The organism is Streptomyces aurantiogriseus, from assembly GCF_014649375.1.
Classification (GTDB): domain Bacteria; phylum Actinomycetota; class Actinomycetes; order Streptomycetales; family Streptomycetaceae; genus Streptomyces; species Streptomyces aurantiogriseus.
Genome location: NZ_BMSX01000003.1, coordinates 41,723 through 67,280, shown reverse-complemented (window position 1 = coordinate 67,280; position 25,558 = coordinate 41,723). Strand labels below are relative to the sequence as shown.

At 69.0% G+C, this 25,558-nt stretch carries 32 protein-coding genes; 9 read left to right on the top strand and 23 right to left on the bottom strand.

The window, feature by feature from the left end; genetic code table 11:
• Positions 1 to 5: 5 nt before the first annotated feature.
• The 9 genes from rpsC to IE263_RS06830 form a co-directional block, all read right to left on the bottom strand.
• The gene (rpsC, locus tag IE263_RS06870; protein WP_189933361.1) at positions 6 to 830 is read right to left on the bottom strand and encodes a 30S ribosomal protein S3; all 825 of its coding nucleotides are present in this window, start codon (positions 828 to 830) and stop codon (positions 6 to 8) included.
• Positions 830 to 1,177, bottom strand: a complete 348-nt coding sequence (gene rplV / locus IE263_RS06865) for a 50S ribosomal protein L22 (RefSeq protein WP_019329637.1) — start codon at positions 1,175 to 1,177, stop codon at positions 830 to 832. The genes rpsC and rplV overlap by 1 nt, the downstream gene beginning before the upstream one ends.
• A 45-nt stretch (positions 1,178 to 1,222) precedes the next feature.
• Positions 1,223 to 1,504: a 30S ribosomal protein S19 gene (gene rpsS / locus IE263_RS06860; protein WP_023547380.1), complete on the bottom strand. Its 282-nt coding sequence runs from the start codon at positions 1,502 to 1,504 to the stop codon at positions 1,223 to 1,225.
• Positions 1,505 to 1,516: 12 nt separating this feature from the next.
• Positions 1,517 to 2,353 (bottom strand): 50S ribosomal protein L2, encoded by an 837-nt coding sequence (gene rplB / locus IE263_RS06855; RefSeq protein WP_189933359.1) that lies wholly within the window; start codon positions 2,351 to 2,353, stop codon positions 1,517 to 1,519.
• 40 nt (positions 2,354 to 2,393) lie between these two features.
• Positions 2,394 to 2,813, bottom strand: coding sequence for a 50S ribosomal protein L23 (gene rplW / locus IE263_RS06850; RefSeq protein WP_189933357.1), 420 nt, complete (start codon positions 2,811 to 2,813; stop codon positions 2,394 to 2,396).
• Positions 2,813 to 3,469, bottom strand: coding sequence for a 50S ribosomal protein L4 (gene rplD / locus IE263_RS06845; RefSeq protein WP_189933355.1), 657 nt, complete (start codon positions 3,467 to 3,469; stop codon positions 2,813 to 2,815). Before rplD ends, rplW begins: the two co-directional genes overlap by 1 nt.
• Before the next feature lie 8 nt (positions 3,470 to 3,477).
• Positions 3,478 to 4,122, bottom strand: a complete 645-nt coding sequence (gene rplC / locus IE263_RS06840; RefSeq protein WP_189933353.1) for a 50S ribosomal protein L3 — start codon at positions 4,120 to 4,122, stop codon at positions 3,478 to 3,480.
• Between the two features lie 16 nt (positions 4,123 to 4,138).
• Positions 4,139 to 4,447, bottom strand: coding sequence for a 30S ribosomal protein S10 (rpsJ, locus tag IE263_RS06835; protein WP_003948644.1), 309 nt, complete (start codon positions 4,445 to 4,447; stop codon positions 4,139 to 4,141).
• A 406-nt stretch (positions 4,448 to 4,853) separates the two neighbouring features.
• Positions 4,854 to 5,135: a hypothetical protein gene (locus IE263_RS06830; RefSeq protein WP_189933351.1), complete on the bottom strand. Its 282-nt coding sequence runs from the start codon at positions 5,133 to 5,135 to the stop codon at positions 4,854 to 4,856.
• A 95-nt stretch (positions 5,136 to 5,230) separates the two neighbouring features.
• On the opposite strand from IE263_RS06830, the gene IE263_RS06825 reads away from it, so the two are divergent.
• From IE263_RS06825 to IE263_RS06800, 6 genes are all read left to right on the top strand, one after another.
• Entirely contained in the window at positions 5,231 to 5,827 is a 597-nt protein-coding gene (locus IE263_RS06825) for a hypothetical protein (RefSeq protein ID WP_189933348.1), read from the top strand.
• Positions 5,824 to 6,558 carry a hypothetical protein gene (locus tag IE263_RS06820; protein WP_308430586.1) on the top strand — a complete coding sequence of 245 codons (735 nt, stop codon included), beginning with the start codon at positions 5,824 to 5,826 and terminating at the stop codon, positions 6,556 to 6,558. The genes IE263_RS06825 and IE263_RS06820 overlap by 4 nt, the downstream gene beginning before the upstream one ends.
• Entirely contained in the window at positions 6,558 to 8,267 is a 1,710-nt protein-coding gene (locus IE263_RS06815; RefSeq protein WP_189933346.1) for a putative T7SS-secreted protein, read from the top strand. The genes IE263_RS06820 and IE263_RS06815 overlap by 1 nt, the downstream gene beginning before the upstream one ends.
• Positions 8,268 to 8,570 (top strand): YrhB domain-containing protein, encoded by a 303-nt coding sequence (locus IE263_RS06810; RefSeq protein ID WP_189933344.1) that lies wholly within the window; start codon positions 8,268 to 8,270, stop codon positions 8,568 to 8,570.
• Between the two features lie 4 nt (positions 8,571 to 8,574).
• Positions 8,575 to 9,876 carry a YrhB domain-containing protein gene (locus IE263_RS06805; protein WP_189933342.1) on the top strand — a complete coding sequence of 434 codons (1,302 nt, stop codon included), beginning with the start codon at positions 8,575 to 8,577 and terminating at the stop codon, positions 9,874 to 9,876.
• Between the two features lie 116 nt (positions 9,877 to 9,992).
• Positions 9,993 to 10,298, top strand: coding sequence for a hypothetical protein (locus tag IE263_RS06800; RefSeq protein WP_189933340.1), 306 nt, complete (start codon positions 9,993 to 9,995; stop codon positions 10,296 to 10,298).
• A 58-nt stretch (positions 10,299 to 10,356) separates the two neighbouring features.
• Here IE263_RS06800 and IE263_RS06795 read toward each other — a convergent pair whose 3' ends face one another.
• From IE263_RS06795 to IE263_RS06750, 10 genes are all read right to left on the bottom strand, one after another.
• Complete coding sequence (locus IE263_RS06795; protein WP_189933338.1) at positions 10,357 to 10,830, bottom strand: hypothetical protein; 474 nt, start codon at positions 10,828 to 10,830, stop codon at positions 10,357 to 10,359.
• 2 nt (positions 10,831 to 10,832) lie between these two features.
• Complete coding sequence (locus tag IE263_RS06790; RefSeq protein WP_189933336.1) at positions 10,833 to 11,330, bottom strand: hypothetical protein; 498 nt, start codon at positions 11,328 to 11,330, stop codon at positions 10,833 to 10,835.
• 38 nt (positions 11,331 to 11,368) lie between these two features.
• The gene (locus IE263_RS06785; RefSeq protein ID WP_189933334.1) at positions 11,369 to 12,715 is read right to left on the bottom strand and encodes a hypothetical protein; all 1,347 of its coding nucleotides are present in this window, start codon (positions 12,713 to 12,715) and stop codon (positions 11,369 to 11,371) included.
• 82 nt (positions 12,716 to 12,797) lie between these two features.
• Positions 12,798 to 13,256 carry a hypothetical protein gene (locus IE263_RS06780; protein WP_189933332.1) on the bottom strand — a complete coding sequence of 153 codons (459 nt, stop codon included), beginning with the start codon at positions 13,254 to 13,256 and terminating at the stop codon, positions 12,798 to 12,800.
• A 115-nt stretch (positions 13,257 to 13,371) separates the two neighbouring features.
• Entirely contained in the window at positions 13,372 to 14,523 is a 1,152-nt protein-coding gene (locus tag IE263_RS06775) for an acyltransferase family protein (RefSeq protein ID WP_189933330.1), read from the bottom strand.
• 196 nt (positions 14,524 to 14,719) lie between these two features.
• Positions 14,720 to 15,913, bottom strand: a complete 1,194-nt coding sequence (gene tuf, locus IE263_RS06770) for an elongation factor Tu (protein ID WP_189933327.1) — start codon at positions 15,911 to 15,913, stop codon at positions 14,720 to 14,722.
• A 156-nt stretch (positions 15,914 to 16,069) separates the two neighbouring features.
• A complete protein-coding gene (fusA, locus tag IE263_RS06765) occupies positions 16,070 to 18,196 on the bottom strand; it encodes an elongation factor G (RefSeq protein ID WP_189933325.1) in 2,127 nt (708 codons plus the stop codon).
• A gap of 39 nt (positions 18,197 to 18,235) precedes the next feature.
• Entirely contained in the window at positions 18,236 to 18,706 is a 471-nt protein-coding gene (gene rpsG / locus IE263_RS06760) for a 30S ribosomal protein S7 (protein ID WP_168371942.1), read from the bottom strand.
• Between the two features lie 2 nt (positions 18,707 to 18,708).
• Entirely contained in the window at positions 18,709 to 19,080 is a 372-nt protein-coding gene (gene rpsL, locus IE263_RS06755) for a 30S ribosomal protein S12 (protein WP_003948652.1), read from the bottom strand.
• A 386-nt stretch (positions 19,081 to 19,466) separates the two neighbouring features.
• Positions 19,467 to 20,507 carry a glycosyltransferase family 2 protein gene (locus IE263_RS06750; RefSeq protein WP_268256003.1) on the bottom strand — a complete coding sequence of 347 codons (1,041 nt, stop codon included), beginning with the start codon at positions 20,505 to 20,507 and terminating at the stop codon, positions 19,467 to 19,469.
• 141 nt (positions 20,508 to 20,648) lie between these two features.
• On the opposite strand from IE263_RS06750, the gene IE263_RS06745 reads away from it, so the two are divergent.
• Positions 20,649 to 21,926: a putative hexosyltransferase gene (locus IE263_RS06745; RefSeq protein ID WP_189933323.1), complete on the top strand. Its 1,278-nt coding sequence runs from the start codon at positions 20,649 to 20,651 to the stop codon at positions 21,924 to 21,926.
• 27 nt (positions 21,927 to 21,953) lie between these two features.
• On the opposite strand, the gene IE263_RS06740 is transcribed toward IE263_RS06745, so the two are convergent.
• The 4 genes from IE263_RS06740 to IE263_RS06725 form a co-directional block, all read right to left on the bottom strand.
• Complete coding sequence (locus IE263_RS06740; RefSeq protein ID WP_189933321.1) at positions 21,954 to 22,445, bottom strand: DUF1707 and DUF4190 domain-containing protein; 492 nt, start codon at positions 22,443 to 22,445, stop codon at positions 21,954 to 21,956.
• Between the two features lie 197 nt (positions 22,446 to 22,642).
• Positions 22,643 to 22,858 (bottom strand): MerR family transcriptional regulator, encoded by a 216-nt coding sequence (locus IE263_RS06735; protein ID WP_189933319.1) that lies wholly within the window; start codon positions 22,856 to 22,858, stop codon positions 22,643 to 22,645.
• On the bottom strand, positions 22,855 to 23,508 hold the full coding sequence (locus IE263_RS06730; protein WP_229910827.1) for a hypothetical protein: 654 nt from the start codon (positions 23,506 to 23,508) through the stop codon (positions 22,855 to 22,857). The genes IE263_RS06735 and IE263_RS06730 overlap by 4 nt, the downstream gene beginning before the upstream one ends.
• Positions 23,501 to 23,851 carry a WhiB family transcriptional regulator gene (locus tag IE263_RS06725; RefSeq protein WP_229910826.1) on the bottom strand — a complete coding sequence of 117 codons (351 nt, stop codon included), beginning with the start codon at positions 23,849 to 23,851 and terminating at the stop codon, positions 23,501 to 23,503. Before IE263_RS06725 ends, IE263_RS06730 begins: the two co-directional genes overlap by 8 nt.
• 229 nt (positions 23,852 to 24,080) lie before the next feature.
• On the opposite strand from IE263_RS06725, the gene IE263_RS06720 reads away from it, so the two are divergent.
• Together IE263_RS06720 and IE263_RS06715 are read left to right on the top strand one after the other, a co-directional pair.
• The gene (locus IE263_RS06720) at positions 24,081 to 24,596 is read left to right on the top strand and encodes a helix-turn-helix domain-containing protein (RefSeq protein ID WP_189933315.1); all 516 of its coding nucleotides are present in this window, start codon (positions 24,081 to 24,083) and stop codon (positions 24,594 to 24,596) included.
• A 483-nt stretch (positions 24,597 to 25,079) separates the two neighbouring features.
• A complete protein-coding gene (locus IE263_RS06715) occupies positions 25,080 to 25,493 on the top strand; it encodes a phage tail termination protein (RefSeq protein WP_189933313.1) in 414 nt (137 codons plus the stop codon).
• Positions 25,494 to 25,558 lie beyond the last annotated feature (65 nt).

Below are 25,558 nucleotides of genomic sequence, written 5' to 3'. Positions count from 1 at the left end.
GTCGGTCAGGCCTCCGTTCCGGTGCTCTCAGCCGGAGCGGCGGCACCGGCCTCGGCCTGGGGGGCCTCGGCGGCGGGAGCCTGCTGCTGCGGCTTGCGACCGCGCCGCTCGCCACCACGGCCACCACGGGCCGGGCGGTCGGCGCCACCGCGGGCCGGGCGGTTACCCGCACGGGCGGCAGCGTTCTCGGCGCGGACCTCGGCGATGTTCTTGACGTCGCCCTTGTAGATCCAGACCTTCACACCGATGCGGCCGAAGGTCGTCTTGGCCTCGAAGAAGCCGTAATCCACGTTCGCACGGAGCGTGTGCAGGGGCACGCGGCCCTCGCGGTAGAACTCCGAGCGGGACATCTCGGCGCCACCGAGGCGGCCACCGCACTGGATCTTGATGCCCTTGGCGCCGGCCTTCATGGCGGACTGCATGCTCTTGCGCATGGCCCGACGGAAGGAGACGCGGGAGGAGAGCTGCTCGGCGACGGCCTGGGCCACGAGCTGAGCGTCCGTCTCGGGGTTCTTGACCTCGAGGATGTTCAGCTGGACCTGCTTGCCCGTGAGCTTCTCGAGGTCACCGCGGATGCGGTCGGCCTCGGCGCCACGGCGGCCGATGACGATGCCCGGACGAGCGGTGTGGATGTCCACCCGCACGCGGTCACGGGTGCGCTCGATCTCAACCTTCGAGATACCGGCGCGCTCCATGCCGGACGTCATCATCCGACGGATGGCGACGTCTTCCTTGACGTAGTCCTTGTACAGCTTGTCGGCGTACCAACGCGACTTGAAGTCGGTCGTGACACCGAGCCGGAACCCATGCGGGTTTACCTTCTGGCCCATTACCGGGTTCCTTCCTTGCTGCTGACGACCACGGTGATGTGGCTGGTCCGCTTGCGGATCCGGTAGGCACGGCCCTGGGCGCGCGGACGGAACCGCTTCAGGGTCGGACCCTCGTCGACGTACGCCTCGGAGATGTAGAGGCTGTCGGCGTCGGTGTGGTCGTAGTTGTGCGCGGCGTTGGCGATGGCGCTGTCGAGCACCTTGCCGACCGGCACGGAGGCTGCCTGCGGAGCGAATCGCAGAACAGCCTGGGCCTCCGTGGCGTCCATGCCACGGATGAGGTCCACCACACGGCGGGCCTTCATGGGCGTGACGCGGATGTACCGCGCCTGGGCCCTGGCTTCCATGGTTGTCCCTTCAGAGTTACTTACGTGTCTGAATGCGATCCGCTACTAGCGGCGCTTCGACTTCCGGTCTTCCTTGACGTGACCCCGGAAGGTGCGCGTCGGCGAGAACTCGCCGAGCTTGTGACCGACCATCGACTCGGTGACGAACACCGGGATGTGGGTCTTGCCGTTGTGCACCGCGAGCGTGTGGCCGAGCATGGCCGGCACGATCATGGAGCGACGGGACCAGGTCTTGATGACGTTCTTGGTGCCGGCTTCGTTCTGGGCGTCCACCTTCTTGATCAGGTGGTCGTCGACGAAGGGCCCCTTCTTCAAGCTACGAGGCATCTCAACCCGTCCTTAGCGCTTCTTGTTCGTCTTGCGGCGGCGGACGATGTACTTGTTGCTCGCCTTCTTGGGAGAACGAGTACGACCTTCCTTCTGACCCCAGGGGCTGACCGGGTGGCGACCACCCGAGGTCTTGCCCTCACCACCACCGTGGGGGTGGTCAACCGGGTTCATCGCCACACCGCGAACGGTCGGGCGGACGCCCAGCCAGCGCTTGCGGCCGGCCTTGCCCCAGTTGATGTTGCTCTGCTCGGCGTTGCCGACCTCGCCGACGGTGGCGCGGCAGCGCACGTCGACCAGGCGGATCTCACCGGAGGGCATGCGGAGGTGGGCCATCGAGCCCTCCTTCGCGAGCAGCTGCACGGAGGCACCGGCGGAACGGGCGAACTTGGCACCGCCACCGGGACGGAGCTCGATCGCGTGGATCGTGGTACCGACCGGGATGTTGCGGAGCGCCAGGTTGTTGCCCGGCTTGATGTCGGCCCCGGGACCGTTCTCCACGCGGTCACCCTGCTGCAGGTTGCGCGGGGCGAGGATGTAGCGCTTCTCGCCGTCGGCGTAGTGCAGCAGCGCGATACGCGCGGTGCGGTTGGGGTCGTACTCGATGTGCGCGACCTTCGCCGGCACGCCGTCCTTGTCGTGACGACGGAAGTCGATCACGCGGTAGGCGCGCTTGTGGCCACCACCCTGGTGGCGGACGGTCACACGACCGGAGTTGTTACGGCCACCCTTGCTGTGCAGGGGGCGGACCAACGACTTCTCCGGCGTGGACCGCGTGACCTCGACGAAGTCGGCGACGCTGGAGCCACGACGGCCCGGCGTAGTCGGCTTGTACTTGCGGATTCCCATTTCTCAGTCCTCGTCCGATATCGGACGATCCGGACCGCCCTTAGGCGGTCGGACCGCCGAAGATGTCGATACGGTCGCCCTCGGCGAGGGTCACGATCGCGCGCTTGGTCGCCGCACGCTGGCCGAAGCCGGTGCGGGTCCGCTTGCGCTTGCCCTGGCGGTTGATCGTGTTGACCCCGGTGACCTTGACCGAGAAGACCGCCTGGACGGCCTGCTTGATCTGGGTCTTGTTGGCGTTCGGGTCGACGATGAACGTGTACTTGTTCTCGTCGAGGAGCGCGTAGCTCTTCTCCGACACGACCGGCTTCAGCAGGACGTCACGGAGGTCCGTGTACGCCTTGCTCGCCGGGGTGACGACGGTGTTCTTGCCCTCGGTGGCGTGGCGGCGGGCCTTGGCGACGCGCGCGGCCTTGGCCTTCTTGGCAGCCTTCGAGGCGATAGCGGGGTGACGGATGGCCATCAGACCTCGCTCCCTTCGGTGTCGTTGGCCTTCGGGCCGGCGACGAAGGACTCGAGAGCGGCCTGGGTGAAGACCACGTCGTCCGAGACGATCACGTCGTACGTGTTCAGCTGGCCCGGCTCCAGGATGTGCACCTGGGGCAGGTTGCGGGCGGACAGCCACGCGGCCTCGTCGGCACGCTCGACGACCAGGAGCAGGTTCTTGCGCTCCGAGATCTTGCCGAACAGCGTCTTGGCGGCCTTCGTGGACGGGGTGTCGCCCTCGATCACGCCGGTGACGACGTGGATGCGGTTGTGGCGGGCCCGGTCGGTGAGGGCGTGACGCAGAGCGGCAGCCTTCATCTTCTTCGGGGTCCGCTGCGAGTAGTCACGCGGCACGGGACCGTGCACGACGCCACCACCGGCGAACTGCGGCGCGCGGGTCGAGCCCTGACGGGCGCGGCCGGTGCCCTTCTGGCGGTACGGCTTCTTGCCGCCACCACGGACCTCGCCACGGGTCTTCGTCTTGTGCGTGCCCTGGCGGGCCGCGGCGTTCTGCGCGACGACGACCTGGTGGATCAGCGGGATGCTGACCTTCTCCACGCCGAAGATCTCCGCGGGGAGTTCGACGCTACCGGTCTTCTCGCCGGCAGGCGAAAGGATGTCAACAGTGCTCATCGGTTACCTCAGGCCCCCTTGGCCGCGGTGCGGACCAGGACGAGGCCGCCGTTCGGACCGGGAACCGCGCCCTTGATGAGCAGCAGACCCTTCTCCGCGTCAACGGCGTGGACGGTCAGGTTCTGGGTGGTGACCCGCTCGTTGCCCATGCGACCCGCCATGCGGAGGCCCTTGAACACACGGCCCGGGGTGGCGCAGCCACCGATGGAACCGGGAGAGCGGTGCTTGCGCTGGGTGCCGTGTCCGGCGCCGAGGCCACCGAAGTTGTGGCGCTTCATGACACCGGCGAAGCCCTTGCCCTTGCTCTTGCCGGTCACGTCGACCTTCACGCCGGCCTCGAACACCTCAGCGGTGATCTCCTGGCCCAGCGTGTACTCGGAGGCGTCCGCGGTGCGGATCTCGACGAGGTGGCGACGGGGGGTGACGTCGGCCTTGGCGAAGTGGCCCTTGAGGGGCTTGTTCACCTTGCGCGGGTCGATCTCGCCGAAGGCGATCTGGACCGACTCGTAGCCGTCACTGTCATTCGTACGGACCTGGGTCACGACGTTGGGGCCGGCCTTGACGACGGTGACCGGAACAACACGGTTGTTCTCGTCCCACACCTGCGTCATGCCGAGCTTCTCGCCCAGGATGCCCTTGATCTGCTTAGCCATTCTCAGATCACCGGCCTCAGAGCTTGATCTCGATGTCGACGCCGGCCGGGAGGTCGAGTCGCATCAGAGAGTCAACGGTCTTGGGGGTCGGGTCGAGAATGTCGATCAGGCGCTTGTGCGTGCGCATCTCGAAGTGCTCGCGCGAGTCCTTGTACTTGTGCGGCGACTTGATGACGCAGTACACGTTCTTCTCAGTGGGCAGCGGCACCGGGCCCGCGACCGACGCACCAGTGCGGGTCACCGTCTCGACGATCTTCTTCGCCGAGGAGTCGATGACCTCGTGGTCGTAGGCCTTGAGCCGGATGCGGATCTTCTGTCCCGCCATGGCTACTCAGTAGTCCTGTCTCTTCTAACGCTCTGGAACCTGGTGTTCCCCTACCCGATCCTCCGACCCACGCGGTCGGGCGTGTCGCGCTTCCACTGACACAGATGTCCCTTGTTCGAACATCCCTGCGGAATGCACACGGCCCTACCGGAACCGCAAGCCGGGGGCGGAAGGCCCACCGGGTGCCTGGCCGGTGCCGCGCTGACACTTCCCGGAAGATTCCCGTACGTCCGCCCCAGCGCTGCCATGAGGCAGTTAGGGCGACGAGTACTGTGGGACTCGCTTCCGGTCCTCCCGGCGGGAGGCGCGCAGCATCAACACTCGACCGAGCAACTCGGACAGTCTGCCATATGGGGCAGGTGCTCCGCCAATCGAGCCGGAGAGAATACCCCGGGCGTGACGCAGGTCAAACACGGGCGGCGAGGCAGCGGAGCGCGCCCAGGGAAAGGGCGCAGGCCAGGGCGCCGAGCAACGCGAACAGCGCAGAACGGGCGAGGCGGCGGACACCGGGAGCGCAGGAGAGCGGCGTGACGCCGGCGGCGAGGCCGGCCTGGATCCCGGCCGACTCCACCAGCGGGCCGAAGGTCTCCGTACGGCTGCTCGGACGTGCCGAGACGCGTAGGTACGTCGGTACCTCGCCGTAGGCCCGGAATCCCGACTTCCCGCTCTCCGGGGCTCCCGGCTGCACCGGTCCTCTGCAGATCGTGTGTGAACGGTGTGCATCCCTGGTGTGTGCCGGGGCTGGGCGCTTCCTCGTCGGGTGCGACCGCCATAATCGTCGCCATGTCTGAGCACGGGGGCGGACCAGGCGAGCCGCCGAAGAACAGTGTTCCCAGGTCACGGCTGGCGGACTACGCGGAGATGACGGTTCCGCCTCGGGAGCAGGCCGGGCAGGCCGAGCAGCTGCCGAGCCCGGAGCCTGTTCAGGGACCGGGGCCTGGTCAGGAACAGGTGCCCGAGCCGGCACCCGAGCCGACGCTCGAGGATCCCGAGGTCGAGGCGCGTCGGCAGCGGTTCATCGCGGTGCTGGAGGAGTTCCGGCGTACGGCGGTGCTGGTGCCGCTGGGGGACGGGCCCGGCCCGGACGAGGAGCGGGGTCTGCTCACCGCCGACTGGAACGGCGTCCGCTTCATCCTGGCCTTCTCCGACGGTCAGGCCCTGGCCCGCTATGCCGAGGCGCGGGGCGAGTACCACCGCGAGTGGGTCTACCAGACGATCCTCGGCTCCCGCCTGCTGGATGTGGCGGTGCCCGCGGCGGGCGTGCCCTGCGGGGTGGCGCTGGACTGCGCGGACGGCCCGGACGGCGTGGTGTTTCCGCCGGTGCGGGGCGTCGTACCGGACGAGGTTGCTGTCGACCGTGAAGAGGGGGCTGCCATATGACTGTCGACGGGGTGCCGGTGAACGGCGGAGGGGTGCCGGTGGCCAGCGATGTTCTGCCGCTGTTGATGGGCGCTGGAGCTCCGGACCTGAAGACCGAGGGCATGGACCTGGTCGCCAAGGGGCTGACCGACGCGCTCAGCGAACTGAAGGAACTCGGCATGGTCGGCATGGCCGGGGCGGGGCGCGGCTTCGGTGACATCGCCCTCAATGGGCTGGACCTGGGTCACGAGGGACTGACCGAGACGTTCGGGTCGTTCTGCGAGCGCTGGGAGTGGGGGGTGCGCGCTCTCATCAACGAGGGCAACGGGTTCGCGATCAAGACGGGCCTGGCGGCCGGCACCCTCTATGAGACCGAGCAGTACGTCGAGGGCTCGTTCAAGGTCGTGGCGAACGCCGCCATCGGCAATCCGTACGCCTCCGAGGACGAGGTCACCCGGATGGGCTGGGGTGACATCGCCGAATCCGGCGTGTGGGGCGGCAACGTCGACTACAGCCAGGAGTCCTGGGACCGGGCGGGCGAGAACATCAGGCAGGGCTGGAAGGACGCCGGCCGCGACGTGATGACCTCGAACACCGTCGGTCCCCTCGGGCTCAACCCCGAGAACCTGCACGAGACCTTCGGGGTGTCCGACGCCGAGTACGACCAGATGCTCGACGACACCTTCGGGCCGTCGCCCGAGGCGCGCGCGCAGGCCGCCCAGGCCCAGCAGCAGGCCGGGGGTGAGCAGTAGTGGGCATCGTCGATGACATCAAGGACGGCCTGAACACCGGCCTGAAGGTCGGCGAGGACCTCATCGACGAGGGCAAGAAGAAGCTCGGTGAGGGCGTCGACTACGCCACCGACAAGGTCGGCGACGGGCTGGACTACGTCGGACTGCACGACGCGGCCGACGCGGTGGAGGACTTCGGTGACGAGCTCGCCGCCGACCTCGGCGCCATGCCCGGCGAAGCGCAACTCGGCGAGACCGAGGAGGCCAACGAGCTCATCCACGGCAACCCGGCCAGGATCCGGGAGAGCGCCAAGCACCTCAAGGACTTCCAGGCCGCCTTCGACAAGGTCGGCACGGGGATGAAGAAGGTCGACTCCTCCAACTGGAAGGGCGAGAGCGCAAACGCCTTCCGGGAGAAGTTCGGCGTGCACCCCACGAAGTGGCTGCACGCGGCCGACGCCTGTGAACTGGCCGCGGGGGCGCTGGATGCCTACGCCGAGACGGTCAAGTGGGCCCAGACCCAGGCCCAGGAGGCCATCGGCCTCTACAAGCAGGGCAAGAAGGCCTCCGTGGAGGCCGTGGACGCCTACAACACGAAGGTCGACGCCTACAACGCCAAGATCAAGGCGAACCAGGACCCCGGGCCCCAGCCCGAGCCGTTCCACGACCCCGGTATCGCCGACATGAGGGCAGCGCGGGAGAAACTCGCGCAGGCCCGCAAGCAGCGCAACTCCGTCGCCTCCGAGACACAGACCAAGGTCAAGGCCGCCCTCGCCCACGCCCCCGCCGAACCACCACCGCTGGACCGGCTCGGCAACAACCTGATCGACGGCGCCCAGGCCTACTACACCGAGCTCACCCACGTCGTCGGCGGCGCCCTCAAGGGCACCGCGGGCCTGCTCAACTTCGTCCGCGGCCTGAACCCCCTGGACCCCTACAACCTCACCCACCCGGCCGCCTACGTGCAGAACGTCAACATGACGCTCGCCGGCCTCGTCTCCACCGCCTCCCACCCCGAACGCGTCGTCCAAGCCGTCGTCGACGGCTTCAAGAAGGACCCCTCCGAGTTCATCGGCCGCCTCCTCCCGGAACTGCTCGGGACGAAGGGGGCGGGGCTGGGGCGGACGGCACTGCGGACCGGGCTCAAGGAGGGACTGGAGAGCGGTGCGACGAACGGCCTGAAATACGGTGACGAAATCGCGGGGCCCGCGGGGAAGGACTGGAGCGGGCTCGCGAAATCCACGGACCACGTCTCGGAAAAGGCCATTCACGCCGACTCCGTCGATCCGAAGGCGGCACAGGAATTCCTGGACAGCGAGTATCCGTGGCTGAAGGACGTCAATAACACCGGCATGCCGGGTTACACGGACAACTGCAGTCACAACGTCGTCGCGGTGGACCGCAGGATGGACGGCCAGGAGGTGAGCGCCGCGCCCAAGCAGGCGGGCGACCACATCCCGCCGGAGCAGCTCGGCCTGACCAACAGGGCCAAGGGCCACTACGACATGGTCAACAGCTACGATGACATCATCAAGGACCTCCAGGCCCGAGGTGAGGGCTCCCGCAGTGCCGTCTACATCAGTCGCCCGAACGGCACGGCACACGTCTTCAACGCCGTGAACACCCCACATGGTGTCGTGTTCCTCGATGGCCAGAGCGGGACGCTCGGAATGCTGGAGAAAAACGTCTCCTCCATCGGGCATATCCCTTATCGCGACGGAGTCAAATAAATGGTGACCAAAGAAGAGGCCGTCTCGGCCGGCGCTCATTTCCTGAAGACTGCGGGCTATCCGGACCGGCCGGATTCCATCGTCATGCTTCCGGACACGGCCATCGAATTCCCTTACGGGTGGACCGTACGCTTCGACTTCAAGGAGCACATCGAGACGGGCGACTTCACCAAGGCCCCCTTCAGCTCCGTCGTGGTCGTCCCCCATGACGGGACGCCTGCCCACTTCGCGCCGACGTTCCCTCCGACGGAGCAGTACATGGAGATGCGCGCCACGGGCAACTGGCCCCCCAAGAAGGGATAGCGAGGTGTCTGTCCCTCACGACCGCGCCGTCGCCTGGCTCAACGCCACCTACGGCGGCCTTGTCCAGCTCGCCGCCCCCCATCCCGTCCACGAAACCCCCACCGCCTGGCTGTTCTCCTGCCGGGCGGTGCCGCAGCCGGGGTATCCGGAGACGCCGATGCTGGCGGCCTCCGTGGTGGTGCCCAAGGACGGCGGTGCCCCGTTCCACCCCGCGCCGAGCAACCCGCTGGCGGACCTGGCCCCGGCCGCCTCACCCGAGGAGGCGGCGTTCCGGGTCGAGGGCCAGCCCCGCCGGATCAACGCCCGGGGCTGCACGGTGGCCCTGCACAGCGCGATCAGCGGTGCCCCCTCGGTGCCGCTGCCCTGGCGCCCGTCCGACGAGGCGCCGGGCTGGGTCGCGCGCCTGAAGCGCCGCTATTTCCCCGAGTTCACGCGGACCCCCGTCGACCGCTGGGACGACGTGGTCAAGGCCGTCACCGAGCCGGGCCCGGACACCCGGGGCGTGGTGTGGGTACGGCGGGAGATCGGCGGCCACGAGGCGACCGGCAACCTGCTGTACGCGCACAACAACAAGGGGCAGGTCGTCCTGCTGGACGGGCTGACGTCCTCGCTCGCCCGGCTCGACACTGACCAGGTGCGCGAACTGGTCCTCCTCCGGGCCTTGCCCGCCGCACACGCCCCCCGGCGACTGCCGTGGGAGCGGTCGGCGGTGGACTTCGCCTCCGCGGTCGACAAGGCCCGGCTCTGGCTCGACGACGCCTACCAGGGTCAGGTCGTCCTGGACGGGCCGACGCCCCAGGACGAGACCGCGCGCGGCTGGGTCTTCTCCTGCAACACCGTCCGCTTTCTGCGCGACGGCCACTGGCAGGACGCCCTCCTCGACGCCACGCTCGTCGTCCCCAAGGACGACACCGCGCCGTTCGGACTGCCCAACTCGGACCCCTGGACCTGGCTGTCCCGCTGGGACGCCGGCGAGAATCCCGGCGCGGCCGGCCTCCCCGCTCCGCCCCAGCCCGGCCGCGCCGCCTGGTTCGAGCCGACGCTCTCGGAGCTGGGCTCGGTCCTCTCCGTGTCCGAGCACGAGGACTGGATGAGCGCGATCGAAGCCCTGTCGGCCCTGCCCGACGAAGCCCGGGCGCTGGTCTGGGTGCGCCGTACGGACGGCCGGTCACGCGAAGCCGTGGGGTGGTTGGTCACCGCTCGCAAGATCGCGGGCGGCGTGATCCTCGTCGACGGTGCGACCGGCTCCCCCGCGTCACCGGATCCGACGGGCGTGCACCGGCTGCACGTGATCCGCTACCGCTGAGAGAAGCCCGCGCAAGGCCCTCCGGGGCCTGCCTGGTCGAGGTGAGTACCGGCGCGCGAGAGGGCTGAGTACGTATCCGGATGCCCGCGGCTTCCCGCGGTGATGGGGTGAAGCCCATGACCGAGAACTCTCTGCCGCGGCTTCACACCCCCCACAGGACCTGGTGGAAGGCGCCTCTCGTGGCCTCCCTGCCCGGTGTGCCGCTCCTCGCGTGGGAGTACAGCCTGTTCCGGGCCGACGGCTCCACCAGCGGCTTCGGGGTCTTCCTCTACTGGGCCATGGGCCTGTTCGCGCTCGCCTGGGCCCTCCCCCACCGCCGGTCCCTGCGAACGCTCCGAGTGGTGGCAGCCGGCACCGCGCTCGCGGTCACGCTCCTGCCCGTGGTGTTAGCGGTGCTCCTGGGTCTGGCGATGGCTGCCTGACCACACGTCCGGTCCGCAGAGGTGGTCAAGTAGAGGCAGGGCCCACGTCCCGCCGGCCTCACCACCTGGACAGCACCCCCCGCCAGGTCCACCCCGAGCTGAGGACGATCTTCTGCAGGGGGTTCCGCATGTCCCGGGAGTCGAAGCGGAACGTCTCGACCTTGCGCCTGCGGCCGTCGGGGCCCTTCTCGTACGTCCACTGGCGGGAGACGGTGGGCGCAGGCCCCCGCCCGTACCGTCGGCCGCCGGTCTCGGGCGACCTGTCCCACCGCTCGTCGAGCGTGAGCACCTCGCCCTTCTCCGCGACGAAGCGCATCCGGGTCTTGAGGGTCATCTTCAGTTGCGGGACCTGCCACTCCGCCACCAGGTCGGCCTTCTCCTCGGGGAGGGCGTTGCGCACCCGGAACGGCACGCCCGTGCCGTTGAGCGCGAGCAGCGCGGCGCGGACCTCCATGGCAGGCAGCGGTTCGACACCGCTGTCGGGGTACTTGGTGCCGGTTCGTTTGTCCCGGAACCTGCTCCACAAACCCATCGTTAAGCCTCCGTTCCCGTGTCCGGCCGCACCGTGCGCACGAAGTCCTGGAAGTCCCCGAGGACGGCGTCGTGCTGGGCCGCCGTGGCCGTCAGCGCCAGCCGGATCACCGCCCGCTTGTGCGGATCCGCCACGTCCTGCAGGGACAGGTACACCTGGGACTGGACGAGGTCGCGTCGCGTCTCGCCGGCGACGGCCGAGAAGACCAGCCGCTGTGTCAGGGCGGGCGCCTCGGCGGAGCCGACCTCGCGGCGGCCGGCCACCTGCACCGACTCGGCGACCTGGCGCAGCTGCTCCACCGACTCGTCGGCGAGGTCGGCCAGCGTCGCCGTCTCCGGCGGGATCTCGCCGTCGACGGTGATGTTGGCGCTGAACCCGGCGTCCGGCTGCGGATGCACCGCTGCGAAGGCCACTCCCGGGGCTTCGAGCCCCTCCGGGCGGGCCGGGAGCCAGCCCTCGGGCAGGCGGAAGGCGATCGGCACCGGCAGTGGAGTGGGCATGGCGTGCCCTCCTTCCGTGGGGGACGTGGGCGAGTACATCAGAACCAGCCGGTGACGGTGTCCTTGACCGAACCGGCGGTGTCCCCGATCGCGTCGAGCCCGTCGCCCACCGCGTCGGCCGCGGCACCGACGCTCTGGGACACCTTGTCCGGGTCGACGGTGATCTCCAGGCCCAGGCTGCCGCCGATACCGGGGGAGACGCCCGCCTCCCCGCCGAGCTTCCACACCCCGCTCTCCTCGTCCTTCTTGACGCCCCACCAGGCCTCCGCACCAGGGCCTTTCCACCCCTCAGCCGTCCCGCCGACACCGATCCCGAAGACTTCCACACCGCCGGCGACGCCGCCCTTCGCCCCGGCGAACGCCTTTCCGCCGACGGTGATCTCCTCCCTGGTCAGCTTGAGGCTGGTTCCGGCCTCGGCTCCGGCGAAGCCCTCGGCCCGCAAGTACGCACCGGCGTACGGCCCGTACTCGGCCCGGCCTTCGGCCAGTGCCCGTATGCCCACGGACGCCTCGGCCTTGGCGACGAGGCCCTTGTCCGTGAACCCCGCGTTCGCGGTGGCCCTGGCTCCCCCGTAGACGTCGGCGATGCCGGAGAGCTTCCACTGCCCGTTGGTCAGCTTGCGTTCCGCGGTGAGGTGGAAGAGGTCGGCGTAGGCCTTGAACGAGGCCTCCTTGCCGTACTTGGGCCCGGTGACGCTGTACCCGACGTCGGGTCCCGTCACCGTGAACTTGCGCTCCGAGACCCACCCGGAGATCTTCAGGCCCTCCTTGGCCGCCGCCGCCTCGGCCTCGTACCTCTCGATGTCGCCGTAGGCCTTGCCGTTGAAGCCGTTGAGGGTGCCGTCGCTCAGGTCGGAGTCGATCACGACGGCCGCGAAGGCGATCTCGACGCCCTTGTCGGCCTCCCCCACGTCCTTCACGAGCTGGTCGATGAGCTGCTGCCAGGAGGCGACCGCCTTGCGGACGCTGTCCTGGTAGTCGGGATCGTGGACGTAGGCGGTGCGTTCGCCCTGGGTCAGCTTCTCGGTGTCGAAGGTGACGACGCCCTGGTCCGACACCTTCATGCCGGCGTCGACGGCGTCCTGGCGGGCCGACTTGAGCTTGCCCCGCAGGGCGACGAACTGCGTGTGCGCGTCCCGCAGCAGCGAGGCGATCGCCTTGGCCTCGACCTGGGCGTTCTGGAACTCCTTGAGCGTGGTGTCGAAACGCCGGTTGGCCGCGTACGCGCTCAGGCCCACCCAGGAGTCGCCCATGGTGATGCCGTGCACATCGCGCTTGTAGGCCTTCTCCTGCTTGGTGAACTCCGCGGCCATGCCGTCCCAGCGGTCGGCGGCCGTCGTGAGCGTGGACAGGTCGGTCGTCATGATCTCGTGGTACGTCGGCATGGGGCCCCCGTCAGGCGTGGTCGGACTCGGTGGGACTCAGCGCGCTGACGCGCCGCGGACGCGGCGCTGACTCGGCGCCGGCTCAGTACGCGTCGAGGTTCGAGGACTGACGGATGCCGTTGCCGACTCCGAGGTCCGTGCCCTGCAGCACCGTGTTGGTGCCCCGCAGCGCCGCCTTCTCCGACGCGAGCCGGTTCATCAGGTTCGTGACCTGTTCGCCCCACGTCCTGTGGGCCTTCTTCAGGGCCGCCGACGTGATCCACCCCTCGCCGTCCTGCGGTCCGAACGCCTTGACGACCGCGTCCGTCTCGGTGTCCGCCCAGTCGCCGGCCTTCTTCGTGCCGGGCTCGATGTCGTCCTCGATGGCCTTGGCCGCCGCCCTCTTCTGGGCGGGCGACGACGCCAGGTCCTTCTTCTGGCCCCCGGAGGGGAAACCCCCCGCTGAACCCCCCGGATCGGACGGAATCTGGTTCAGCCGCGTGCCGACAGGGCCCTCGGCCCCACTGGCGGCTCTGTGCTGTTCCCCTGTCGGCTGTGTCATGACTGCCTTCCCCCGTGCGCTCAGCCGGCGTACGGCGGGCAGACTAGCAACGGTTTCTGACGCCGTGTTCGAACACTGCGGGTTGTGACACCAGTGCTACACGATTCCTCCGTGACTACCGGGCAGTCCGCACCCGGACGAACGCCGTCTCCAGCCCCCGCTTCACCACCCCCGCCACCGGCCGCTCCACGAACCGGTGCACCAGCCAGCTCAGCACCAGGAAGCCGACGAGGACGACGCCCACCAGCAGCCGTGCGTCCATCGTGTCGCGGAGGCGGTTGATCACCGTCGTACCGGCCGCGTAGTGCGTCAGGTACAGCGGATACGTCAGGCTGCCCGCCGTCACCAGCCACCGCCCACGGATCCGGTCCGTGTGGCCCAGGGCGATCGCGACCATCGTCAGCAGGAACACGGTGAAGATCAGCACCGCGCCCCGCCAGCTCGACACATGCTCGACCTCGTCGACGCGCAGGCCCAGTTCCCGCTGGGCCATCAGCCAGGACATGCCGAGGATGCCCCACAGCAGCAGGTCCTGGCCGAAACGATGCATCAGATACAGCGCCAGGCCGGCGATGAAGTACCAGGCGCCCTCGGGGTTGGCGATCAGCTCCAGCAGCGGCAGCTTCGCCACGGGCGCCAGCATCGCCGCGACGCCCCACACGCAGCAGAACAGCACGACCTTGCGGTACGTCAGGCCCGTGGCGACGACGACCAGGAAGAGGAGATAGAAGCGGAGCTCGGACCAGAGCGTCCAGTACACGCCGTCGACGTTCCGCACGCCCGAACCCGACTGCAGCATCGTCAGGTTCAGCAGGACGTCCCGCCAGGGCAGGCGCTCCCACACGCCCGGCAGCGCCACCAGCACACCCGTGGTGAACAGCACCGCGAACCAGTACGCGGGATACAGACGGATCACCCGTGAGACGAAGAACTGCTTCGGCGTCCGGCCCCAGCACGACATGCAGATCACGAAACCGCTGATGACGAAGAAGATCTCGACGCCGATCCAGCCGTAGCTCGCCACGTGGAAGACCGTCGGCATGATGTCGGAGACCGGGCGGTCCCAGATCCGGTTGTCCGGCTGGTTCACGCGGTTCGTGCCCGCGAAGTGGTGGAGCGCGACCATCAGCGCGGCGAGCAGGCGGATGCCGTCGACGGCGTGGAGCCGGGAGCCGCGCTCGCGGCGGTGCGTGACGGCAACGGGTGGGGACGGTGCGGCGAGCGGGGGCAGCGGCTGCACGTCGCGTATGAGAGACAAGCCAGTCATCCTCGTCGGTGGGTCCGACGGATCAGGCTACGGCCGCCACAGCAGCCTCATCGGTTACGCCGACGAGCGTTCCCCAACGGTTCACCTACCGCACACACGACACGCGAAGGGGCCCGTACGACCGGAGTCGTACGGGCCCCTTCAGGCCTCTTCAGGTCAACTGACCCGGGTCAGGCCGACCCTCAAGCGAGCGAACTCACTTGTTGATCTTGGTGACCTGGCCGGCGCCCACGGTGCGACCACCCTCACGGATGGCGAACTTCAGGCCCTCTTCCATGGCGACGGGCTGGATGAGCTCCACCTTCATCTCGGTGTTGTCACCCGGCATGACCATCTCGGTGCCCTCGGGGAGGGTCACGACGCCGGTCACGTCCGTCGTACGGAAGTAGAACTGCGGACGGTAGTTGTTGAAGAACGGCGTGTGGCGGCCACCCTCGTCCTTGGACAGGATGTAGGCCTGCGCCTCGAACTCGGTGTGCGGGGTGACCGAGCCCGGCTTGATGATGACCTGGCCGCGCTCGACGTCCTCGCGCTTGATGCCGCGGAGCAGCAGACCGACGTTCTCACCGGCCTGGCCCTCGTCGAGCAGCTTGCGGAACATCTCGATGCCGGTGACCGTGGTGGTGGTCTTCTCGGTCTTGATGCCGATGATGTCGACGGTCTCGTTGACCTTCAGGACACCACGCTCGATACGGCCGGTGACGACCGTACCGCGACCGGTGATCGTGAAGACGTCCTCGATCGGCATGAGGAACGGCTTGTCGACGTCGCGCTCCGGCTCCGGGATCGCGGTGTCGACAGCGTTCATGAGGTCCAGGACGGACTGCGTCCACTGCGCGTCGCCCTCGAGGGCCTTCAGCGCGGAGACACGGACGACCGGGAGGTCGTCGCCCGGGAACTCGTACTCGGAGAGGAGCTCACGGACCTCGAGCTCGACGAGCTCCATGATCTCCTCGTCGTCCACCATGTCCGCCTTGTTCAGGGCGACCACGATGTACGGAACGCCGACCTGGCGGGCCAGGAGCACGTGCTCCTTGGTCTGCGGCATCGGGCCGTCGGTGGCGGCGACCACCAGGATCGCGCCGTCCATCTGCGCGGCACCGGTGATCATGTTCTTGATGTAGTCCGCGTGACCCGGGCAGTCGACGTGGGCGTAGTGACGCGCCTCGGTCTGGTACTCGACGTGCGCGATGGAGATGGTGATACCGCGCTGGCGCTCCTCGGGCGCCTTGTCGATGTTGTCGAACGGGGTGGCCTCGTTCAGGTCCGGGTACGCGTCGTGCAGCACCTTGGTAATGGCGGCCGTGAGGGTCGTCTTACCGTGGTCGATGTGACCGATGGTGCCGATGTTGACGTGCGGCTTAGTCCGCTCGAACTTCGCCTTCGCCACTGGGGTCCTCCTGTGGAGTGGTTCTGTACGCCTTACTTCATCGGCGCCAGGTGATCTTTGCTGTTAAGTCCCGGGCCCCGGGGCAAACACCCACGAATGTGCGCGTTTCCCCCGTGAGGCTCCGGAGTCAAGCCTACGGCGTACGGACGGGGTCCGTTACTCGCCCTTGGCCTTCGCGATGATCTCCTCGGCGACGTTCCGCGGAACCTCGGCGTAGGAGTCGAACTGCATGGAGTAGCTGGCGCGGCCGGACGTCTTGCTGCGCAGGTCGCCGACGTAACCGAACATCTCCGAGAGGGGCACGAGACCCTTCACGACGCGGGCACCCGCCCGCTCCTCCATGGCCTGGATCTGGCCACGGCGGGAGTTGATGTCGCCGATGACCTCACCCATGTAGTCCTCGGGCGTGGTGACCTCGACGGCCATCATCGGCTCGAGCAGCACGGGGCTGGCCTTGCGCGCGGCCTCCTTGAAGGCCTGCGAACCGGCGATCTTGAACGCGAGTTCGGAGGAGTCGACCTCGTGGTAGGCGCCGTCGATCAGCGTCACACGCACACCGGTCATCTCGTAACCGGCGAGGATGCCGAACTGCATGGCCTCCTGCGCACCGGCGTCGACCGAGGGGATGTACTCCTTCGGCACACGGCCACCGGTGACCTTGTTGACGAACTCGTACGACGTGTCGCCGCCCTCGATCGGCTCGATGCCGATGATGACGCGAGCGAACTGGCCGGTACCACCCGTCTGCTTCTTGTGGGTGTACTCGACCTTCTCGACGGCCTTGCGGATCGTCTCGCGGTAGGCGACCTGCGGCTTGCCGACGTTGGCCTCGACCTTGAACTCACGGCGCATACGGTCGACCAGCACCTCGAGGTGCAGCTCGCCCATGCCGCCGATGATGGTCTGGCCGGTCTCCTCGTCGGAGTGGACCTGGAAGGACGGGTCCTCCTCGGCGAGGCGCTGGATCGCGATGCCCAGCTTCTCCTGGTCGCCCTTCGACTTGGGCTCGATGGCGACCTGGATGACCGGCGCCGGGAAGTCCATGGACTCCAGGATGACCGGGTTCTTCTCGTCGCAGAGCGTCTCACCGGTGGTGGTCTGCTTCAGGCCCATGACGGCGACGATGTCGCCGGCGCCCACCGACTCGATCTCCTCACGCTTGTTGGCGTGCATGCGGTAGATCTTGCCGATGCGCTCCTTGCGGCCCTTGACCGAGTTGAGCACGGCGGAGCCGGACTCGAGACGGCCGGAGTAGACGCGCACGAAGGTGAGCTTGCCGAGGTGCGGGTCGCTCATGATCTTGAACGCCAGCGCCGACAGCGGCTCCTCGTCGGACGGCTTGCGCTTGACGACCGTCTCCGGGTCCTTGACGTCGTGGCCCTCGATGGCCTCGATGTCGACCGGCGACGGCAGGTAGCGCACGACCGCGTCGAGCAGGGGCTGGACGCCCTTGTTCTTGAACGCGGTACCGCAGAACACGGGGGTGACGGTGGTGCCGCCGCCCTTGCCGGACGCGATGGTGATCCGACGGATCGCCGCGTAGAGCTGCTCCTCGGAGGGCTCGGTGCCCTCGAGGTACAGCTCCATGAGCTCCTCGTCGTTCTCGGCGACGGCCTCGAGCAGCTTGCCGCGCCACTCCTCGGCAGCCTCGACGTGGGTGGCCGGGATGTCGACGACGTCGTACATCTCGCCCTTGGTCGCCTCGGCGGACCAGACCAGGGCCTTCATGCGGACCAGGTCCACGACACCCTGGAAGTCGGCCTCGGCACCGATCGGGAGCTGCATGACGATCGGCTGCGCGCCCAGGCGGTCGACGATCATGTCGACGCAGCGGTGGAACTCGGCACCGGTGCGGTCGAGCTTGTTGACGAAGCAGATACGCGGAACGCCGTAGCGGTCCGCCTGACGCCACACGGTCTCGGACTGGGGCTCGACGCCGGCGACGCCGTCGAACACCGTCACGGCACCGTCGAGCACGCGCAGGGAACGCTCCACCTCGACGGTGAAGTCGACGTGGCCCGGCGTGTCGATGATGTTGATGGTGTGGTCGACGTCTTCCAGCGGCCAGTGGCAGGTGGTGGCAGCAGAAGTGATCGTGATGCCACGCTCCTGCTCCTGCTCCATCCAGTCCATGGTGGCAGCGCCGTCGTGGACCTCACCGATCTTGTACGAAACGCCGGTGTAGAACAGGATCCGCTCGGTGGTGGTCGTCTTGCCCGCGTCGATGTGGGCCATGATGCCGATGTTGCGCACCTTGGCCAGGTCAAGCGAAGTGGTAGCCATAAGGCTTCAGTCTTCTCTCGGTCTCGATGTGGACTGCGACTACCAGCGGTAGTGCGCGAAGGCCTTGTTGGACTCGGCCATCTTGTGCGTGTCCTCGCGCTTCTTCACAGCGGCACCGAGGCCGTTGGACGCGTCGAGGAGCTCGTTCAGCAGACGCTCGGTCATGGTCTTCTCGCGACGGGCGCGGGAGTAGCCGACGAGCCAGCGCAGCGCCAGGGTGTTGGCACGGCCGGGCTTGACCTCGACCGGGACCTGGTAGGTGGCGCCACCGACACGGCGGGACTTGACCTCGATGGTCGGCTTGATGTTCTCGAGAGCGCGCTTGAGCGTGATGACCGGGTCGTTGCCGGTCTTGTCGCGCAGGCCCTCCATGGCGCCGTAAACGATCCGCTCGGCAGTCGAGCGCTTGCCGTTCAGCAGCACCTTGTTGATCAGGGAGGTCACCAGAGGAGAACCGTAGACCGGGTCGATGATGACCGGGCGCTTCGGGGCGGGGCCCTTACGAGGCATTCTTACTTCTCCTTCTTGGCGCCGTAACGGCTGCGGGCCTGCTTGCGGTTCTTGACACCCTGGGTGTCGAGGGAGCCACGGATGATCTTGTAGCGAACACCCGGCAGGTCCTTCACACGGCCGCCGCGCACGAGCACGATGGAGTGCTCCTGCAGGTTGTGTCCCTCACCCGGAATGTAAGCGGTGACTTCGATCCCGCTGGTCAGACGCACACGCGCGACCTTACGCAGGGCCGAGTTCGGCTTCTTCGGGGTGGTCGTGAACACACGCGTGCAGACGCCGCGACGCTGAGGGGAACCCTCGAGTGCGGGCGTCTTGTTCTTCTCGACCTTGTCCTGCCGGCCCTTGCGGACCAGCTGCTGGATCGTAGGCACTACTTCTCCGGTTTCTGTGTGCCGATGGGTACAGCTAACCTGGAACGTCGCCGACCCACGCGGTCGGGTGTGTCGAATCCCGCGGACTCCCGCCGCAAGGCAGAAAGAGGCGCAGATTACGGTGGCCGCTCTCGGCTCCGGTGCGGTTGAAGGCACGCACGAGAGCCAGGGCACACCCCAGGCACAAGGTCTGAGCGTACCCAGCGCGCCGACTCCGGTCAAAACAAAAGCAACGCCACCGACACGCCGACCGACGCAAGGCGTGTGACCTGCGCTTATCCGAAGGTACGCGCTTTTCACACTGCGGCCGGGTACCCACCACCGGAATGCTCACCGCCTCGGGGGTGCCTGTTTTGTCCCCTGGCAGGCGTGTGTTATGTGGCCCGTTACCCACGCAGAGAGCTTTCATGCGTCGCCGGAGTGTCCGCGGTGTCCGCGGTGTCCGCGGTGTCCGCGGTGTCCGCCAGAGCCTCCGAGTGCGGCGACACCGCCGTGTCGTGCCCCACGAAGTACGTCGGGCGGTTCTGTACGGCCGTGTAGATGCGGCCGACGTACTCGCCGAGCAGGCCCACGCAGATCAGCTGGACCGCGCCGATGAACAGGACGCCGGTGAACAGGGAGGTCCAGCCGGCGACGGTGTGGTCCAGGGCGTGCGCGCTGAGGGTGTAGACCATCAGGCCCAGGCAGACCAGGAAGGAGAAGCCGCCCAGCCAGGTGGCGATCCGCAGGGGTGCCGCGGAGAAGCCGGTGACGCTGTCGACCGCGAGGCGGATCATCCGGCCCAGGGGGTACTTGCTGCGGCCCGCCGGGCGCGGGGCGCGCTCGTAGGTGACGCGGCCGCTGGGGAAGCCGAGCCAGGGCACGAGGAGGCGGTAGACGCGCTGCTGGTCGGGGAGGGACTTCAGCGCGTCGACGGCGGCCCGGCTGAGCAGCCGGAAGTCGCCGGCCTGGGCGGGGACCGAGGGTCCGGCCAGGCGGCGCACCAGGCGGTAGTAGAGGCCGGCCGTCCACCGCTTGAACCCCGTGTCGCTGGCCCGGTCGGCCCGGATGCCGTAGACGATGTCGAGGCCCTCGCCGCGGGCCAGCGCGAGCATGTCGGGGATCTTCTCGGGCGGGTCCTGGAGGTCGGCGTCGAGGCTCACGACGTAGGCGCCGAGCGCCCGGTCCAGGCCCGCGGTGAGGGCGGCCTGGTGGCCGGAGTTGCGGCGCAGGCCGATCACCCGCAGTTGCGGCCAGCCCAGCCGGAAGGCGGCAAGGAGTTCGGCGGTACGGTCGGTACTGCCGTCGTCGACGGCGACCACCTCGTAGGGGACGCCAAGCTCCGCGAGGACCGGGCGCAACCTGCTGACCAGTGCGGGAAGGACCTCTTCCTCGTTGTACATCGGTATGACGACCGACAAGACGGTCGGTGGACTCGTTGTTTCCATGACCTCAGCCACCCGCCCCTCCCCAACCGCTGGCGCGAATGTGCGACTCTGTTGTGATCTTATGACTGACACTTCACGATCATCCGGACAGTGGTGCCGCCTCGGGGACCCGGTGATCGGGGCCGAGGGGGGTCCACACTCATGAGCACGGCTTCCAGCGACGCGGCGACGGATCCCGCCGTGCCCGACGAGCAGGAGGAGCGGCCCCCAAGGATCCGCCGCCTGACCCTGCCGGCCGGTGTACGACCGTACCTTGCCCCGCTGATCCTTTACGGCGTCACGAAGCTCGTCGGGCTCACCGTCTTCGCGTTTCTGCTGGAGGCGGCCGGGGACTTCCGCAAGAAGGAGCCGCGCTTCGGCGGGGGCGCGCACTGGTGGGACGTCCTGGCCACCTGGGACGGCTGGTGGTACCTCCAGGTCGCCGAGAAGGGGTACGACCCGCGTCCGCTGGAGCGGCTCGACTCCACCGGCCTGTTCACGGTCAAGCAGAACTCCGTCGCCTTCTTCCCGCTGTACCCGGGCCTGATCAGGGGGGTCTCCGAGATCACCGGGCTCGGCCTGTTCGGGTCGGGGATCCTCGTCTCGGTGATCGCGTCCTTCGTCGCGGCCGCCGGCATCTACGCCGTGATCTCGCTGCTGGCGGGCGCCCGCGCGGGCACGATCGCCGCCGGGCTGTGGGCCGTGGTGCCCGGTGCGGGCGTCGAGTGGGCGGTGTACTCGGAGTCCCTGTTCGTGGCGATCGCCGCCTGGTGCTGCTACTGCGTGATGAAGCGCCGCTGGGTGGCGGCCGGGCTGCTGGCCTTCGTCGCCGGACTGAACCGGCCGACCTCCGCCGCGCTGATAGGCGCGGTGGGGCTCGCCGCGCTGGTGACGCTGGCGCGACGGGAGAGCAGACGCGAGCACGGCGTGGCGGGGCCGGTGTACGCGATGTTCGCCGCGCCGCTCGGCCTGCTCACCTACATCACCTGGGTCGGCCTCAGCATGGGCGATCTGACGGCGTACTTCACGCTCCAGCGGGAGGGGTGGGCGCACTACTTCGACTTCGGCGCCTACACCCTCGACGTCCTGGGCAACACGGCCATCGGGCACAACAACTACCTGTTCGCCTTCTCCGTCCCCGATCTGCTCGCCGTCCAGCTGGTGCTGGCCCTGCCCTTCCTGGTCGCGCTGATGCTGCGCAGGAAGCCGCCGCTGGTGCTGGTCGCGTACACGCTGGCGAGCATCGTCACCGTGCTGGGCACCCAGCAGATGTTCGGCAACACCCCGCGCTATCTGCTGCCCTGCTTCCCGCTGCTGCTGGCGCCGGCGGCGGCGATGGGCAGGCTGAAGCTGCCCAGCCTGGTGGTGTTCTTCTCGACGGCGGCGGTGGCGTCGGGGTGGTACGCGCACTACGTGATGTTCGAGCTGGGCATTCCGTAGCCCGCGGGGCGCGAGGGCCGGCCGGGGTCAGGGTCCGCCCGATGACGAGGCCGCCGCCAGGATCATGATCGTCAGGAACAGCGCCCAGCCCGCCACGGACAGCCAGCCCAGGATCAGGCCGGCCAGGGCGAAGCCGTCGCCGCCCTGGCCGGTGCGGCGGATCTCGGCGCGGGCCGTGTGCCCCAGGATCACCGCGGGGATGCCGGTGATGCCCGCCGTCATCGTGGTGAGGACACCGCAGACCATCGCGCCGACCGCCTTGCCGTTCGTGGGCGGCGGCGGGGCGGGCAGGAACGTGCGCGGCACCGGGGGGTACGCCTGGGCCGGCGGGAGGGAGGGCTGTACGGCGACGGGGCCCTGGGGCAGGTCGGCGACGAGCAGGGTCAGTTCGCCGACCGTACGGGCCTCGTACGCCCGGGCCACGCGCCGGTCGAACTCGGCCTGCTGAAGGCGCCCCTCGGCGAAACCCGCTCTGAGCACGTCGACGGCGCGCTCACGATCGGCGTGGGACGCGAGCATCGACGGACTGTTCTGCGCCTGCCACGGCTGCCATGGCGACGGATACGACACGGACACCTCCCCCGGACGACTTGAATGCCTCCATCATTCCCCTACGCTCCAGGTCCCGCGATGGTTCCCCCACGCGAACCACCGATTCCGTCGTTTGTGTCCCGGGTTACATGGTTACGTCCTCGCGTACGCGCCGCCGGGGCCGGTCACCGCGTCCGTCGTCGGTTCGCCCCACGGGCCGCGCGCTCCGCGGCGAAGACGTCCTCCAGGCGGAAGAGCTGGGCGCGGCCCGCCTTGCCGGCGGGTTTCAGGTGGCCCAGCTGGACCCACTTGCGGATGGTCGCGGGGGCGACGCCGACCTCCTGGGCGGCCAGGGGGCCGGGGATGAGGGTGGGGCGGTCGGGCCTGTTCGTTCCGCTCATGCGCGCTGCCACTCCCCCTCGTCCCAGGTGTGCCGGTAGGCGGGGTCGTCGTGGCAGCCGCAGTCCGGTTCCGGGCAGCGGCAGGCCGGGTTGACGCAGAGCACGGCGCCGCGGTCGGGAAAGGCCCGCAACGACACCGAGTCGCACCAGGGGCAGCGCCCGGGCATCCGTACGACGGTCTCGGTGTCCCCCAGCGCACGGGCGCAGCGGCGCGCCATTCGCCGGGTCTCGTCGCGCACGTGCGCGGCCAGGACGGGGTCGGCGGCGATGCCGTCGAGGAGGGAGGCGATCCGCCGAAGCCGCTCGGGCACGGGGGCGCGGCGCGCACGGGGCAGGCCGAGGCGGTCGCGTACGGCCTCCTCCAGTTCGACGACGCCGTCGGAGATGTCCCGGAGGGCGTCGGAGATGTGCAGGCGGAGGGGGGCCGCGCTGTGCCCGAGGGCGACGAGTCCGTGCCGCTGCTGGAGCAGCAGCGCCTCCTCCCGCTCCTCGCGGAGGCGGGCGGCGAGGTCGGCGGGGGGCGGGGACGGTGCCGGGCGGTGAGCGGGGGTGGTGCGGCCCGGGACCAGCTCGGCGGAGAGTTCGGGGAACTGCTGGAGGAGCTGGGTGATCCACAGGGCGGCCTCGGTGGTGGGGCGCTCGTCAGGCACGGGCACCGCCCTGGCTCGGCAGGTGCGCGACGGTGGCGGCCAGGGCCGGGGGCAGGAGGTGCGCGGGTACGGAGACCGGATGACCGGAGCGCCAGAGGCGGCCGCCGCAGACGCCGTCGAACCAGTTCTCCGCCGGCGCCACCGTCTCCTCGCAGGCGCGCCGTACGGGGCAGACCGCGCAGGCCCGCAGCGCGGGGGCGGCCTCCTTCGGCTTCTTGGAGAAGACGACCGCGGGAGAGAGTCCGGCACAGGCGGCCGCGGACTGCCAGCCGGCCGGACGGGACGGACGGACGCGTTCCAGGCGATCCGGTGGCGGGCAGGATCTGGTGGCAAGCGTGGACAAAAGGGACCCCCTGTCGGTTCGTGAGCGAGCCGTACGAAGGCGAAGTGGACGCCTCCACCTTACAGATTGCGTGCGCGCTCGCAACGAGTTTGGATACCCGGCGCTTCGCCACCCCTTCCCGAACCTCCACAAACGGCACGGATTTTCCTCAATGCTTGCACGAGAGCACGTAATTCCGCGCGCGCAAGCAAGCTAAACTCTTGCCCACCCCCGAAGGAAGCGAGCAGACATGACCACCCAGGATCTGGACGCGTTCGCCGCGTGGGTCGAAGCCCTCATGCGCGAGCGCGGCTACGACATCGACAGTCCCCGCGGCGGCGGAAAGTCGCGGATCGCGGACGAGGCGGGTGTGCACCGCGCGGCCGTCACCCGCCTGCTGCAGCGACAGAGCATGCCGGACCTCGAGACCACGCGCCGCCTCGCGCGGGTGCTCGGCGTGCCGGTCCGCGACATGCTCATCCGCTCCGGCCGGCTCACCGCCGAGGAGCTGGCCGATCCGCACGCTTACCTGGAAACGACCGCGGCCGGCACGGAGTTGGGCCGCCGGCCGACCCTCGAGGAGGTCGCCGACCTGTTGGGCGTTCCCGCCGACCGGCGGGAGATGTTCGTCAGAGTCGTGGAGCAGTTCCTGCCGACCGAGGCGGAGACGGAGGCGGCGGTCACGACCGCGGCCACGACCAGGACGCGTGAGGACGGGCGGGTACTGGTGGAGTCGGCGACGGGCATGTCCCCCGCCGCCGACTGACCCCGGCCTCGGCGGACGTTCGATCGACGAGCACCCGTGGGCCGACGGGGGCTCGGTTCGACGGCCGCGGAGGCACCGGCAACAGGAGCCGCCGGCCCACGAGACGGCGGCGCCGTGCGCCGAGCGGCGCCGCATGGACTTACTCGCCTCCCCCACGCCACCCACATTTCCCCCGGCTCCCCACGCCCCCACAGCCCCCACAGCCCCCACAGCCCCAGTCGCGCCCGGACTGCCCACGTCCTCCCCCCTCAGCCCCACCTGCGCTTCCGCCCCTCAGTCACCTCCGTTCGCAACCGACTCGCCGATTTAGTTGCGTGCGCGCACGCTCGTCTGTCACAGTTGGTGCAGCGGCGGAGCTGTGCCCGCGACGCGGGCCGCATCCGTCGCCGTACGCCGGGCCGAGGCGCCGCATCCCTCCCCTGCCGCCCCTCGCGGCGCCCGCCCGGCGGTCTTCCCCTTCTTCCCGGCGAGGTGACCCGGCACATGACCACACCCACCCCACCGAGCGCCTTCCCGGACGTCGAGGCCCTGGTCGTCGACATCCTGGAGGCCGACTCGGCGCTCTCCACGGCGCTCGTCACGGTCGAGCCGCCGTCGGACTTCAACGGCACGACCGCCGCCGTACTCGTCAACCGGCGCGGCGGCGCCTGGGTCGGCGAACTCCACGTCGACCAGCCGCTGATCGAGCTGGAGGTGTACGGCCCGACCAAGCAGGCCGCGCACGTCCTGGCCAACTCCGCCCGCCGCGCCCTGATGGCCGCGGCCGGCAACCGCTACGGCACCAACCTCATCACCGAGGTGGAGGAGCAGGACGGCCCGCGCTGGCTGCCCGACTACCTCTACAGCGCGGCCAACCGCTACGTGACCGTGCTCAAGGTGTTCATCGACGTCTACTGACGCACTCCGACGTCCACTGACGTCCCCCGCGCGGCCGGCCCGTCCGTACGCCGCGCCCCACAGAC